Origin of the sequence: Neorhizobium sp. T25_13 (assembly GCF_002968675.1) — a bacterium.
Classification (GTDB): domain Bacteria; phylum Pseudomonadota; class Alphaproteobacteria; order Rhizobiales; family Rhizobiaceae; genus Neorhizobium; species Neorhizobium tomejilense.
Genome location: NZ_PVBI01000007.1, coordinates 1 through 13,507, shown reverse-complemented (window position 1 = coordinate 13,507; position 13,507 = coordinate 1). Strand labels below are relative to the sequence as shown.

General features: G+C 58.0%; 11 protein-coding genes and 2 pseudogenes. 8 read left to right on the top strand and 5 right to left on the bottom strand.

Going from position 1 to position 13,507, the window contains the following annotated elements:
* Positions 1-156: 156 nt before the first annotated feature.
* Positions 157-492, bottom strand: a pseudogene (locus tag C5J22_RS17305) (integrase core domain-containing protein); the annotation flags it as partial.
* 259 nt (positions 493-751) lie between these two features.
* Here C5J22_RS17305 and C5J22_RS17300 point away from each other — a divergent pair.
* The 6 genes from C5J22_RS17300 (at position 752) to C5J22_RS17270 (ending at position 8,658) form a co-directional block, all read left to right on the top strand.
* Positions 752-2,572, top strand: a complete 1,821-nt coding sequence (locus C5J22_RS17300) for a methyl-accepting chemotaxis protein (RefSeq protein ID WP_105439224.1) — start codon at positions 752-754, stop codon at positions 2,570-2,572.
* Between the two features lie 713 nt (positions 2,573-3,285).
* Positions 3,286-4,461, top strand: a complete 1,176-nt coding sequence (locus tag C5J22_RS17295; protein ID WP_105439223.1) for an acyl-CoA dehydrogenase — start codon at positions 3,286-3,288, stop codon at positions 4,459-4,461.
* Between the two features lie 8 nt (positions 4,462-4,469).
* Positions 4,470-5,636, top strand: a complete 1,167-nt coding sequence (locus tag C5J22_RS17290; RefSeq protein ID WP_205837194.1) for a CaiB/BaiF CoA-transferase family protein — start codon at positions 4,470-4,472, stop codon at positions 5,634-5,636.
* Positions 5,633-6,508, top strand: coding sequence for a 3-hydroxybutyryl-CoA dehydrogenase (locus C5J22_RS17285; RefSeq protein WP_105439221.1), 876 nt, complete (start codon positions 5,633-5,635; stop codon positions 6,506-6,508). Before C5J22_RS17290 ends, C5J22_RS17285 begins: the two co-directional genes overlap by 4 nt.
* A 785-nt stretch (positions 6,509-7,293) precedes the next feature.
* Positions 7,294-7,941, top strand: a complete 648-nt coding sequence (locus tag C5J22_RS17275; RefSeq protein ID WP_105439219.1) for a hypothetical protein — start codon at positions 7,294-7,296, stop codon at positions 7,939-7,941.
* 162 nt (positions 7,942-8,103) lie between these two features.
* Positions 8,104-8,658, top strand: a complete 555-nt coding sequence (locus tag C5J22_RS17270; RefSeq protein WP_371412629.1) for a DUF4172 domain-containing protein — start codon at positions 8,104-8,106, stop codon at positions 8,656-8,658.
* Positions 8,659-9,119: 461 nt separating this feature from the next.
* On the opposite strand, the gene C5J22_RS31930 is transcribed toward C5J22_RS17270, so the two are convergent.
* The 3 genes and pseudogenes from C5J22_RS31930 to C5J22_RS17265 form a co-directional block, all read right to left on the bottom strand.
* Positions 9,120-9,242: a hypothetical protein gene (locus tag C5J22_RS31930; protein ID WP_256386137.1), complete on the bottom strand. Its 123-nt coding sequence runs from the start codon at positions 9,240-9,242 to the stop codon at positions 9,120-9,122.
* A complete protein-coding gene (locus C5J22_RS31245) occupies positions 9,239-9,385 on the bottom strand; it encodes a hypothetical protein (protein ID WP_172746672.1) in 147 nt (48 codons plus the stop codon). Before C5J22_RS31245 ends, C5J22_RS31930 begins: the two co-directional genes overlap by 4 nt.
* Positions 9,386-9,521: 136 nt before the next feature.
* Positions 9,522-9,936, bottom strand: a pseudogene (locus C5J22_RS17265) (ester cyclase).
* Between the two features lie 1,105 nt (positions 9,937-11,041).
* Here C5J22_RS17265 and C5J22_RS17255 point away from each other — a divergent pair.
* Positions 11,042-11,593 (top strand): hypothetical protein, encoded by a 552-nt coding sequence (locus C5J22_RS17255; RefSeq protein ID WP_105439217.1) that lies wholly within the window; start codon positions 11,042-11,044, stop codon positions 11,591-11,593.
* A 10-nt stretch (positions 11,594-11,603) separates the two neighbouring features.
* Here C5J22_RS17255 and C5J22_RS17250 read toward each other — a convergent pair whose 3' ends face one another.
* Entirely contained in the window at positions 11,604-11,954 is a 351-nt protein-coding gene (locus tag C5J22_RS17250) for an AraC family ligand binding domain-containing protein (protein ID WP_105439216.1), read from the bottom strand.
* Between the two features lie 720 nt (positions 11,955-12,674).
* On the opposite strand from C5J22_RS17250, the gene C5J22_RS17240 reads away from it, so the two are divergent.
* Positions 12,675-13,507 (top strand): FecR domain-containing protein (locus C5J22_RS17240; RefSeq protein WP_105439485.1); only part of this gene is annotated, 833 nt, incomplete at its 3' end.

The following is a 13,507-nucleotide window of genomic DNA, read 5'->3' as shown; positions in this document are numbered from 1 at the left end:
CTGGTAAAGGTGTCAAGCAGCGCTTTCAGGCCGGCGTGGAAAACCGTTTTCGGCAAGAGCGCCGATCGCGCGCACGTAGCCGGCGCGTCTCCGTGAGAACGACGCGTGGACTGGCCGTTAGGACAGCAAACATTGCTGTTGTTCCAGTCCGGTAAATTAACGTCTGATGGCTCCTAGTAGCAAGGAAAGCTCCTCTGCGGCCGCAGAAACCCTGGATCTCTCGGGCTCTTTTGTCCAGATGCTGCAGATGTGATCATACGGCGCGAGGTAAGGGACTTGAGCCGGCGGGCGAAATTGTATGCCGAGACGATATCACCGATATGTCCGCGGAGCTGGTCGTGGCTGTCGAAGTGATAGCGTTTGACGGTTGCCTCCTTGATCGTCCGGTTCATCCGCTCGACCTGGCCATTTGTGCAGGGGTGCTTGGGGTTTGGCCAGCCGATGGTCGATGCCGTCTCGCCGCCGGCATGCCCGGTCAAACGGATGGGCGAAGTAGACGATCTGTCGCTGACCGCCTGAAAGCATCTCGATCCGCCGATGGGGAGGCCACATCCGTCAACCTTGGATCCGCGCCGACACTCATGGTCCCGCGCTCGCCTGGGCATAGCTGACATCTTTGAGAAATAGTGCTAACGTTCGCCTTGGCAACCATATAGTAATCAAATCTTTATCTCGGGTGCCTAGTCTTTGCAGTTAGCGAGCCTTCACTCAGCTGTCAAGATTAGCGCTAACGTTAGCATCAGGGGCTTCCATGGGACGTTTTAAGATCGCCTACCAACTCTTTCTCCTCGTGGGTGTGTTGGCAACACTATTCATTGCAGGGAACGTGATGCATCTCAGGACGTTGCGAGAGTCCGTTTACAATGAACGGTTCGAGCTGTTGCGGACGCAAGTCGAGACGGCGGTCTCGGTTCTCAATCTCTACTACCAGAAAGAGGTGGCAGGCGAGCTGACGCGCGAGGAGGCACAGAAGCATGCATTCGCCGTTGTATCCGGGATGCGTTACGAACCCGCAGGTTACTTTTTCGGCCTCGACTACAATGTCGTCCAGCGCTTCCATCCCGATAAAGCTAATATCGGGAAAAATCTCAGCGGAATGCTCGATAAGAATGGAAATGCCTTCAGTTTTGACCTCGTTGCAAAGGGCCGAGCTGGCGGCGGGCGGACGGTCACCTATTGGCCCAAGCCCGGCCAGCCCGCCAACCGGGTGTATGAAAAGGGGGGCTACTCTAAGGCTTTCGAGCCATGGCAAATTGTCGTTGGCAGTGGCCTCTACATTGATGACATTGAGGCGCAACTCCGACAGACAGCGATGAGTATGGCCTGGACCACCGCAGGCGTTCTGACCATCTCACTTCTCCTCGCCTTTTGGATCATCAGAGGCATCACCCGTCCCCTTGCAGCAATCCGTAGTGCCCTGGGCGCTGTCGCGCTGGATGATGTGAGCGCGCCGATCCCGCATGCCGACTACAAGAATGAGGTTGGTTTGATGGCTATCGCGACAAAAGAGCTTCAGGAAAAGGTCAGGGAACGCCACACCCTCGAAGCAAAACAGCGTGCCCAGGAGGTTGAACTCGCCGAAGAGCGCGCCGACAACGCAGCCTCCCAGCGTCGCCGGGCCGAGGAGCAGGCTCACGCGGTCGGAACGATCGGAGAGGCGCTCGCTCCTTTGGCAAGGGGTGACCTGACGGTTCGTTGCGCCGACCTCGGCGACGACTACCGTGCGCTGTGTGTGAATTTCAATGAAGCGGTAGCAAAGTTGGATGAAGCGATGACGCGTGTCACTGTTAAGGGTGGTGATATTGCTTCTAGCAAGGATGAAATCCTCAAGGCCTCGACTGAGCTCTCGATTCGAACCGAGAGACAGGCTGCCAGCCTGGAAGAGGCCTCGGCCGCTCTCGAAGAGGTTTCCGTTACTGTGCGGCGAACATCTGAAGGAGCACGAGTGGCTGCCAACCAAGTGGGGAGTGTCGCATCGGAGGCTCGCCAAAGCGATGCAGTCGTCACACGAGCAGTGGAGGCGATGAGCGGGATTGAGAACTCGGCCACAGAGATCTCCAAAATCATCGGCGTCATCGATGAAATCGCATTCCAGACCAATCTCCTCGCGCTGAATGCCGGTGTCGAAGCGGCGAGGGCAGGTGAAAGTGGTAAGGGCTTTGCAGTCGTTGCCCAAGAAGTTCGGGAACTCGCGCGACGCTCGGCTACTGCAGCCAAAGAGATCAAGGCACAAATCGCTCGGTCGTCCGCTCAGGTCGCGGAAGGTGTGGATCTCGTCAGCAAAGCCGGCGACGCGCTCAAGAGGATCTCACAGCAGATCGTTCACGCGAGTGATATCGTCACCGAAATCTCACGGACCTCTGATGAGCAGAATGCAACGCTAAAATCGATTTCCGAGAGCATCGGCCAGCTGGATCTCGCGACACAGCAAAATGCTGCCATGGCTGAAGAGACAACCGCCTCTGCACAGGTGCTCGCGAACGATGCCGGGCAGCTCCTCGCGCTAATACGTGAGTTCAATGTCTCGGCAGGTTCGGTACCAACGTCTGGGAGGCTTCGGCTCGTGGGATGACGGAGAGAGAAATGACCGTATTGATTCTGATGATGGCATATCCGAACTTACATTGATGTCACGCGATCGGTTGCGCTAACGTTGAGCATAGAATGGAAATTGACATGAGAGTAGTACAACCAAGCTGAAGATGGGTTTCGTCAGGGTTCTGCGACGGCGCGGCGAATGGACCGTCGCGACAATTGTTGCCCGTTGGCGTTGCGAGTACCGCAGTGGCCTTCTGAGCTTTCCGCGACGATAAGCTTCGTGCCGCTTTCGATCTCTCCCGCGGCGGCGGCATCTTGCGGATGGGCAGGCTTACCAGCATCAACGACTCTGCTGGTTCGACTTCACCTTCCAGCCATCGCTCGACGGAACCGAATCTTCACGCTCCCCCAGCTCGGGTTCTTCGAGTGCCGCATTGCCATCCAATCCGGACACAACGGTAATAGGAGCACATTGCGTGCGATTACGTGAAATCCATCAGAGACTACATCGGCAAAGGATTCTTCATCTCCCTGATATTCGATTCCCTCATGCCGTTGGAAGGGAGGTCGGTGCTTCCCAACAAACAATACGCTGGAATCGTTGGGAACTGAAGTTGGGCCGATAATCTTAGCATGCGCCTCAAATGCACGTTGATTACCAGAGCTCATACCTCCATGAGGAACTCTCGCTTTTATTGTTGTTCACTCCGAGTCATTCTGGAGGCACTAGAAAGCTTGGAGGGGCCGATGGCATTTTCATGGACTGACCCGTTTCTAATCAATGCTCAGCTGACCGACGAGGAGCGGATGATCCGTGAAGCGGCTGCCGCCTTCGCCAAGGCCGAACTCCTGCCGCGTGTCCAGGAGGCCTATCTCGACGAGACGACCGACAAGGGCCTCTTCAAGCTGATGGGCCAGACCGGCCTGCTCGGTGTGACTCTGCCGGAAGAATATGGCGCAGCCAACGCTTCCTACGTCGCCTATGGCCTCGTCGCCCGCGAGATCGAGCGTGTCGACAGCGGCTACCGCTCGATGATGAGCGTGCAGTCCTCGCTGGTCATCTATCCGATCTTCGCCTACGGCTCCGACGAGCAGAAAAAGAAGTATCTGCCCGGCCTCGTCTCGGGCGAACTGATCGGCTGTTTCGGCCTGACCGAGCCGGATGCCGGCTCAGATCCGGGCGGCATGAAGACCCGCGCCGAAAAGATCGAAGGCGGTTACCGCCTGCGCGGTTCGAAAATGTGGATTTCCAACGCACCGATCGCAGACGTCTTCGTCGTCTGGGCAAAATCGGAAGCCCATAACAACGAGATCCGCGGCTTCGTGCTCGAAAAGGGCATGAAGGGCCTGTCGGCGCCGAAGATCGGCGGAAAGCTGTCGCTGCGTGCCTCGATCACCGGCGAGATTGTCATGGACAGCGTCGAAGTCAGCGAGGATGCGATCCTGCCGAACGTTTCGGGCCTTAAGGGTCCCTTCGGCTGCCTCAACCGCGCCCGCTACGGCATCTCCTGGGGCGTCATGGGTGCGGCCGAAGACTGCTGGTTCCGCGCTCGCCAGTACGGTCTCGACCGCAAGCAGTTCGGCAAGCCGCTCGCCGGCATGCAGCTCTATCAGAAGAAGCTCGCCGACATGCAGACCGAAATCACCCTTGGCCTGCAGGCTTCGCTCCGCGTCGGCCAGCTGATGGATCAGCACAAGATGGCCCCGGAAATGATCTCCATCGTCAAGCGCAACAATTGCGGCAAGGCGCTCGATATCGCTCGCCAAGCCCGCGACATGCACGGCGGCAACGGCATCCAGATCGAGTATCACGTCATGCGCCATTCGCAGAACCTGGAGACGGTCAACACCTATGAAGGCACGCACGACGTCCACGCACTGATCCTGGGCCGCGCCCAGACGGGTATCCAGGCGTTCTTCTGATGAGAGGCTTGAACAGCGCACCCCTCGTGGGTCTGAAGGTCATCGAGCTTGCCCGCATTCTGGCCGGCCCCTGGATTGGGCAGACGCTCGCCGATCTCGGAGCTGAAGTTATCAAGATCGAAAGCCCGCAAGGCGACGATACCCGCACCTGGGGGCCGCCCTTCATCGAGCGACCCGATGGGGAATGCGCCGCTGAAAAGGTAGCGGCCTATTTCCATGCTGCCAATCGCGGTAAGACGTCGGTGAGGTGTGATTTCGACAACCTGGAGGACCTCGCCCGCCTCAGGGCATTGATCGCGGAAGCGGATGTCGTGATTGAAAACTTCAAGGTCGGGGGATTGAAGAAGTTCAGCCTAGACTACGAGAGCGTTGCCGAACTCAACCCACGGATCGTCTATGCTTCCGTCACTGGTTTCGGTCAATCGGGCCCTCGCGCAAAGAATCCGGGATATGACTTTCTGATCCAAGGCATGTGCGGGATCATGGACCTGACCGGCGATCCCGGCGGCGAACCACAAAAGGTGGGCGTCGCTTGGGTTGATATATTGACCGGACTGTACGGTGTCATCGGGATCCAGGCAGCACTTGCGGAGCGTGAGCGCTCCGGCCTCGGTCAGCACATCGATCTGGCTCTGCTGGACGTGGGCGTGGCAGTGCTCGCCAATCAAGCGATGAACTATCTTGCAGGCGGCCCAGTGCCTCGTCGCATGGGCAATACGCATCCAAATATCGTTCCCTATCAGGTATTTCCAGCAAGAGACGGGCATCTGATTGTCGCCTGCGGCAACGACCGGCAGTTCGCAGCGCTTTGCGGGATGCTCGGGCTGGATGGCGTCTCAGACCATCCGGCCTACGCGACAAATTCAGCGAGAGTCGAGAACCGTGAAGTACTTAGCGACCTGCTCGCGGAAAAAACCAGACAGAGGCCCAAGGAAGAGCTAATTGCCGGCCTTGAGAAGGCTGGTGTCCCGGGAGGTCCCATCAACACGGTAGCCGAGGCGATCAACGATCCACAAATCCAGGCACGGGGTCTCCGAATTGATCCTCAAGGTATGCCCGGCTTACGAACGCCCATTCGGTTGTCACGCAGCCCGCTGGTGCTCGATAGGGCAGCGCCGGTATTGGGCTCTGGTAGCTGGGAGTTTTCCGAAATATCGGAGGGAGAGACGCGGTGACAATCCAATCCGTCGGAGTGGTCGGCGCCGGTCAGATGGGCAGCGGTATCGCACATGTTTTTTCGCTAGCGGGATATGAAGTCGCACTCATGGATGTTCGAGCGGATGGCCTTGGTGCCGCGCTTCAGAAAATCGGCGAGAACATGGACCGGCAAGTGGCGCGAGGAACGCTTGCTGCCGAGGAAAAGGCCGGCGCGCTTGGCCGTATCCGCACAACTGTGAACTTGCCCGAGCTCGGCATGAGCGACCTCATCATAGAAGCGGTGGCGGAGAATGAGGCGGTCAAGTTCAACGTTTTTGACGAGCTCAGACCGCACATGAAGCAGACAACCATCCTCGCCTCGAACACGTCGTCGCTTTCGATTACCCGGCTCGGCGGGCGGACGGAACGGCCAGAGCTATTCATCGGTCTGCACTTCATGAACCCGGTTCCGGTCATGCAACTCGTCGAAGTGATCCCCGGAATAGCGACAAGCAAGGAGACCCTTGAGGCTGTCACCGACGTTGTCCGACGGCTTGGCAAAACCACGGTAATCGCCGCGGATTTTCCGGCTTTTATCGTGAATCGCATCCTGATCCCGACGATCAACGAGGCTGTCTACACGCTCTATGAGGGGATCGGTTCGATTGTTGACATCGATCAAAGCATGAAGCTCGGCGCAAATCACCCGATGGGACCGTTAGAACTCGCCGACTTCATCGGCCTCGATACCTGTCTCGCTATCATGAATGTGCTCCACGATGGCTTCGCCGACACGAAATACCGGCCTTGCCCGCTGCTCGCAAAGTATGTTGAGGCTGGATGGCTTGGCCGAAAGACGCGTAGAGGCTTTTACGACTATCGCGGCGAAGTCCCGGTAGCCACTCGCTGAATCTGTCCCGAGGCTATACTGCCCTTTGGTATCGCTAAAACGGGTTGTCGATCAACTTAAGACCTCCCGTTCGCAATCGCTGGGTTCCATAATATCTCTTACGCGACTTTGCATAGCTCACGATGTATCGATGGCTATATTCTACATTGGCTTGGCACCCGCTGGGCTCCTGGTGACCGGCTAAGTCCGGGGCCGACCGGACGATATCACTTTCACCTCTCCGGCCCTCTCGTGAATCCAAAGCTATTTCTATCGGTATCGACCGCGCGCATCAGACGCGCGGTCAGCGGTCTTCGGGCTTGAAGCTGAGACCAGTCTCACCATTGGGGCCGGAGGTAAAATGTACTCCCGCTCTTTCAAAAGCAGATCTAATTGCCCTGAGGTTTGCCGACGTTATCGATGGGATGCCGTTGTGGGTCTCCGCTCGGCTGATTGTAGCAACTCCGAGCCCTGAGGCCATCGCGAGCTCTTTCGCACTCCAGCGAGTGAACGCGCGGGCAGCTCTAATCTGCGCCCCGGTGATTTCGATTCTATCATCTGATTTCAAATTGATCATCTTCAGTTTCGGTGGTATCTAGAAGACGCGTGCCGGAAGGCACGCGGCTTGCGGCTGCACTCGGTGCTCTAACACTAAGTGCAGCCTGACCACGTCTAGCTGTCTGGAGCTTGGATCATGGCTGATTCTGAGAATAGCAGAACTTTGTCTGCAATCATCCGCCGAAAATTACCGTGGGCAAAACTGAACGCGATACTCACGGATCTCGTTCTGATCGGAGGCGGTCCCAATGGCCACCTCCGGCAATAAGGATGCCTCCCCCGAGACCACGCGCAGAAACTTCCTTGCACGCGCTGCGGCTTCGATCGCAGCCGCGCCCGCCCCGGCAGGTGCAATGGTGCGGACGGAGAGATCGGAGCAAGGCGATCCGGTGGTATCACTTTGGAGAGATTGGATGGCCGCTCATAGGCTTTGCGGGGAAGCCTGCCGCCGCCAGCAAAAGCTCGAGAGTGAGTTGCTCCGGCAATTCAGAAGTTTCCCCCGCACGAAAGTCCCGTTCTCCGAAGACTGTGGTTTCATCTGGGCGTATTCAGGTCGGGAGATAGACCGTCTCCTGCCGAACGCTGATCAGGATGAAATGCGGCGGCAAGCAAGGGCCGCATTGGCGGCCCGCCGGCGCGAATGGAAGGCGGCGGACAAGCGGGCCGGATATACCAGGGCGAAGAAAGCCGAGGAGGAAATCGCAGATGTCGAGGAGGCTTTGGCAAAGGAATTGTGGAATGCGGTGCCTCAATCTGTCGCCGGCGTCGCGGTGAAGCTGCATTCCCTCCTGGAAATGGAGGATCCAGGCTCTGCCCTCCAGGAAGCGCCGTGGCCGGAGCTTCGCACGATCCTGGCCGATCTTGTGCGGATTTGTACAGGTCCGAATGCGATCTGAGTTTGCGCTGGCCAGCTCACAAACGACCTCTCAATCCTGTCGATATATCGGCTATAGCCGTCAGATGATCTCGGAGGAAGCTGCGAGCGGAGGCAAGGGCTGGTCGAGGTCGCGGCGCTTGGTTAAGCGACTTAATTCCTCATATCGGGGTTTGCGGCGAATATGGGCTTAATCCCCGCAGAACATGCGGCGATTAGCGTTGTGTCACGCGGCGCGGGATTGGCCACATATATCCATGAGCGAAAGGACTGGCCGCAGTTCCGTTGGGACGAGGCGCGCATTACGAGGTTGCTCGGCGAGGTCAGGCGCCGGCAGGGCCGGTTCATCGGGCGCATGGAAGCGCTCGGGTTCGATCTGCGAACCGAGGCGGTCCTTGCGACGCTCACGCAGGATGTTCTCAAGTCCAGTGAGATGGAAGGTGAAATCCTCGACAAAGAACAGGTTCGATCATCCATCGCGCGCCGCCTCGGGATCGACATCGGCGCGCTCGCAGCCACCGCCCGCAACGTTGAAGGTGTGGTCGAGTTGATGCTTGATGCCACGCAAAACTTTGCGAAACCCTTGACCGATGATCGGATATTCGCGTGGCATGCAGCGCTCTTCCCGACAGGCCGGAGCGGCATGACAAGGATCGTTGTCGGCGCGTGGAGGGACGAGCGCGCTGGCGCTATGCAGGTCATCTCAGGCCCGATCGGGCGCGAGCGCATTTCACTTTGAGGCGCCCGGTGCGGGGAGGCTCGATGCAGAGATGGCAGGATTTCTTGAATGGTTCGAGAAAGACACGCCGCTCGATCGCGGTTACTTCTCGCCGGGCTAGATCGACTGAAAATAGGAGGCAGGCCGTCTCGTCACCGAGGCTGGCCCAGAGGTCAGCAAACACGTTTCTTAGGCCATGAGGACCTCGCGGGCAGGCGGTGCCAACCGGGCGCCTACTGCGGTTTCGTTCGCAATATTGTCTGCAAGCGGAGCAGCAAAGGTCAGCTACCGTACGCAAAGTCGGGGACCGGAACTTAGGAAAGAAGCCAATGTTAGACAGGCCGAATGTTGACGCGCCATTGCCTTGCTTCGAGGACGAAGACCCAGCAAGACCAGGCTTCGTGAAACAAAAAAAGGCTCGCTGCGAACGAGCCTGTTTTGAGTTGGGCATCTCGGCTAGGGGTAGAACCGTTATTGATGCTCTAGCAATCCAAAGCGACAACTGAAGAGAATGTTCCTTCTCTTTCAGGCACGCCGAACGGCATCACGGCATAGGCACCTCCGTAGCGGTAAACCCACCAGTCCAGAGCTTTAACCTTGATCATCGTCCGTCCTCCGTCGCGATGGCGGCAAGGATGCGGATATCCCGTGCGATCCACGGGTCGGCATTATAGCGCTCGACTCTGCGCGCCTTTTCGACAACGTCGTTCCGCCAGAACTCGGCCGTCTCCCGCGCGAATTCTCGCATTTGCATCTCCGTCCAAAGCTCGTGGAAATCATGCGGAAATGCGCTTTGACTATAGGGGTGTAGCTTCGGGAGCACTGCCACATGCAATCTGGGTGCGGGTGCCGTCGTCACCCTGAAGCGACCCAGCCCCCTTCGGTCAAGGAGGCGGCTGGCCGACTGACAAATCGACGAGCTGTGCCTCGATTGCGGCCTTATCAACCACCGACCAGACCGAACTGATCTTCGATCCCGTGAACTCGTAGAAGACGTTCTCCGTAAAGAACACGCGACGTCCGTTGACACTCAGGCCCAGGAACTCGCCCTTCGGGGAGCAATCGAATGAAAGGCGGGCGGCGAGGCGCGGCGGCTCGCAGACAAGCAGTTGAATGTTGTAGTGCAAATCCGGGATATCTGCGAAATCCTTCACCAGCATTTCCCGGCAACCCCGTAACCTTAGCGGCCGACCGTTATGCTTTACGTCATCGTCAACGAAACGGCCCAAGCTCGTCCCAGGCCTGCCGATTGAGGCAATCCCGGTAGGCACGATATGTATCAGCGAGTTCTCCGATCATGGGCAGTCTCCCTGCGCCGAAGGCCCAAATGCCATGCGGTCTTCGAAAGGTGGAGATATGGCGCACCCTCCCCTTCCTCCAAGGCGGTGACTGGCCTCTTCATTGGCGGGTAGCACGAAAGCCGCCTTGACGAGGCGATCTCCTGGCACACGTAGAAAGCCCGGGGATCGCACGATAGCAAGCAATCCTAAGCAAAGACCTCCTCTTGAGGAACATCGCACTCCTCTCCCGGTTGATGGGTGTGGAGGAACCACGATGATCAGGACACTCGACAGTCACCCGCTTCCCTCGGTCGAATTTTGGGGTTCGGACACAGTGACTAGCCTTCCGGTGACGACCTTTCGCGGGCTGATCTGGCCGCTCCGACGGCGGTCGTGATGTGAACGAAACGGTCGAAACGGCACTTTTGGTCACGGTCGTCCTCGCCATGCTCGCTTACGGCGCATGGTGGCGATAAGAGCCGCTACCGCCAGCTTTGACATTCACTAAGTTCATCCTTTGATCGCCAGCAAATTGATGATTCTCCGGCTTCCGACTGGCCAGGAAACTGATTTGGGCATATACAGGCACAGCTCCTAGGAGATGTGGCAAACCCAAGGCCCGGCATCGATTGGCCGGGCTTCTTTCGCGTTACCGCCCTTCATAAGCAGGCGGAACAAGCAGCGCACGTACACAGCATATCCACAGAACATACCCTCTTTTCCATCACAGCCTGTGAATAAAGCGGTGCATTCACCGGGGACGCTGGCGCAGTGAATTAGGCGATGGGTCTAGGCCGACCCTCCCGTCCCATTCCAACGCCACTGTCTTCGATATTGTGGCTGATCTGCCGGAACCTCTGCCGATGATCGCAGTTCTTCATCTCGCCAAATGATGGAGTTTCCATGGACATCTCTAGCACTCACAGCATCTTATCGGACAGACCCGCGCAGGCCGCCGGGAGCCTCCTGAACGCCCGACTGGCAAAGGGTTACAGCGTGAGCGAACTCGCTATCGCGACCGGCCTGACCGAGACCGAGATCAGGCTCGCGGAAGACGGGCGAATGCAGAACCCGGACTACATCCGCCGTATCAAATCGGCGCTCGCGTAGAGCGCGGAGGATCGATGGACGAATTTCGCTCGGAATTTTTCGATACGATCCAGGACCTCTGCGATATCGCGGAAGGACCTACGCTATTTGACCAAGCCGTATGGAAAGCGGAATACCTGACCCGATCCGGCCACTGGTACCACTACTACGGGGTCGTCAAAGGCGGGAAGGCAGCGTCGATCGGGCACGACTACGATTGTCGTACGGGCATTTCGCGTGACGCCGACGCTCACACATTCTTATTCACGCTCCTCGACTTCGCGACCAATGACGCAATCGCCTCGTATTGCGGCGGACGTTATGCCGCGACGGATATTCTGGAGGAGGTTGAGACCTCGGGACTGCAGTCGTCGGAGGTTCTTCGTATCGGCGTCGAGGTGCGCGAGCGGCTGGCATGTGGTCGCGCCGTGATGACGGTGACTGATTTCGCGTTCGTCGGTCTGCCCCAGGATAGACGGGAAGATGTCAAACCGCGGTGCCTTTCCTCGCGGGAACAGGTTTCGCCGAAATGGTGCCGGGGGCGGCGCTTCATCGGAAGCGCTCCTCAGTTTGTCGGCAATGGCTGAACCGATAGCTCTAGTCGTGAACCTCTGCCCAGTGAGGATATGTCACGTAAGCCGTGAGCGCTCCCTCCCCCTCCGTCGTAATCGTCACCGACTCCCCCTTGGGCATGTAGACGATCTCGCCCGGACCCGCCGTGACGGTCCCAGCTCCCGTCGAGACCACTAGTCGTCCTTCCAGAACGATCATGACGTCATCAACTGCTATCGTTTCTGTGAGGGTCTGACCCGGTGCGTACCGGCCGTAGCCGATGGTGATCGGCCCGCCGTTCTTCTCGTCGACCAGGTTTCCAACGAATATATCGGCATCCTGTCCTGGAGACCTGGCCAGGTTCGCGTCGGCGATATTGAATTTCTGGACCGTCATCGGCTCCTCCCGTTTTTCGACGGAGGTAGCGCGGCTGCCGAGGATGCCAAGGCCCACACCACCACGCAGACAGGCACGTCGACCAGGCGCCGTGCTCCGACACCCGACAGAGACGCTCCATGGAGATCAGGGACGCGACAACCATGCTCGACACCAACTACCAGGTGATCGGCAACGATATTCAGCTTCCAGCGAGATGTTTTCTGGTTCATCAGGATGCCTCATGCGGAACCACAGGCAAGATGGCTCGTTTATCGGCGAGATCAGGGAGACCAGCCATGCCGACCGGATCACTCAAAGCACTTCTCGCCGTCCTCGCAGTCGCAGACTTTCCGATCTGCGCCTTGACCTCATCCGGCCAATGCCGGTGAATCTCACGCCCGGACTTCCTGGTCGTGAGAACCTCCAACGTACTCTCCATGGAGAAACTCCCGTTGCTCGCCCACGGAAAGCGGATCAAACATTAGGGCGAAGGAGACAACGTGGGAGTGGAACACCGATTACTCCTTTCCCAATAGAAGCTACAAATATTCGTGCGCGCGCGCAACCGCATCGTTTTCCGCCCCTGCCGTCAATCCTCGAATGGCGGGCAGGGGCTAGGGCCAGTTTGATGACGAGCCGCCATCAGTATGTCTTCGTACAAGCCGCTGTTCCTTGGAACGATTCAAAGGAAGTTAAGAAACCTGTGATGTAGTTACCGGTGGGTTCTGGGAGGTACGAATGCACCGTTTTCTGGCGACAATTATCTTTGTATTTTCTCTTGCCTCCGTAGCCGCCCACGCCGGTCAAGGGGACTGGCAGGTCGTGAAGGCAAGCCAACAAGTCACCTACACACTGGACAAGCAGAGTTGGCAGTCGGTCCGCGTCGGTGACACTGTTCCAAACGCTGCGTGGGTGTCGACGGGTCCGAAAGGGCGTGTGCAACTGGCTCGGGGTGCAGAAAGCCTTATCTTCCAACCAAACACCCTCGCCGGCCTTTTCACGTCAGGATTCATCGAAACCAAGACGGAAATCGTCCAACGAACCGGCGTCCTTGACTTGGAAATAGAAAAGCGCGGCCGGCCTCACACAACTGTTCAGACACCTTTTTTGGCGGCTGTGGTCAAAGGAACAAATTTCAGAGTGACGGTGTCGAAAAGTGCTGCCAACGTGGGTGTCAACCGAGGGCTTGTCCAGGTCACATCGTTTCAGACTGGTCAACGCACCAACGTCGGAGCCGGCCAGCGGGCGTCGGTTGACAGCGTCAAAGGAATGACAGTCTCCGGCGTCGTCTCGAAGCCGACGGTAACCTCGGTAGCTCCCTCGGCGGCAAAGGTGGCACCTATTGGAAATCAGCTCAACGGGTCTCGCGCTGCGACGAGCGGCAATAAATCCACATCTTCGGGAGTATCCAAAGGTGGCCTCGGTGCGACCAACGGCCAAGGCAAGAACAGCCGCGGAGATGATGGCAAGAGTGGTGGCGTCGGAAACAGCAAAGGCTCCAATGGTTCGAACGACCACGGCGGCGGGAATGGTAACGGGGGTGGTGGTGGCAAAGGGGGCGACAATAGCGG

Bases quoted from the DNA above. Each gene is read 5' to 3' on its own strand.
- C5J22_RS17300 (WP_105439224.1), top strand. From the start codon at position 752: ATGGGACGTTTTAAGATCGCCTACCAACTCTTTCTCCTCGTGGGTGTG.
- C5J22_RS17295 (WP_105439223.1), top strand. From the start codon at position 3,286: ATGGCATTTTCATGGACTGACCCGTTTCTAATCAATGCTCAGCTGACC.
- C5J22_RS17275 (WP_105439219.1), top strand. From the start codon at position 7,294: ATGGCCACCTCCGGCAATAAGGATGCCTCCCCCGAGACCACGCGCAGA.
- C5J22_RS17270 (WP_371412629.1), top strand. From the start codon at position 8,104: ATGGGCTTAATCCCCGCAGAACATGCGGCGATTAGCGTTGTGTCACGC.
- C5J22_RS31930 (WP_256386137.1), bottom strand. From the start codon at position 9,242: ATGATCAAGGTTAAAGCTCTGGACTGGTGGGTTTACCGCTACGGAGGT.
- C5J22_RS31245 (WP_172746672.1), bottom strand. From the start codon at position 9,385: ATGCGAGAATTCGCGCGGGAGACGGCCGAGTTCTGGCGGAACGACGTT.
- C5J22_RS17255 (WP_105439217.1), top strand. From the start codon at position 11,042: ATGGACGAATTTCGCTCGGAATTTTTCGATACGATCCAGGACCTCTGC.
- C5J22_RS17250 (WP_105439216.1), bottom strand. From the start codon at position 11,954: ATGACGGTCCAGAAATTCAATATCGCCGACGCGAACCTGGCCAGGTCT.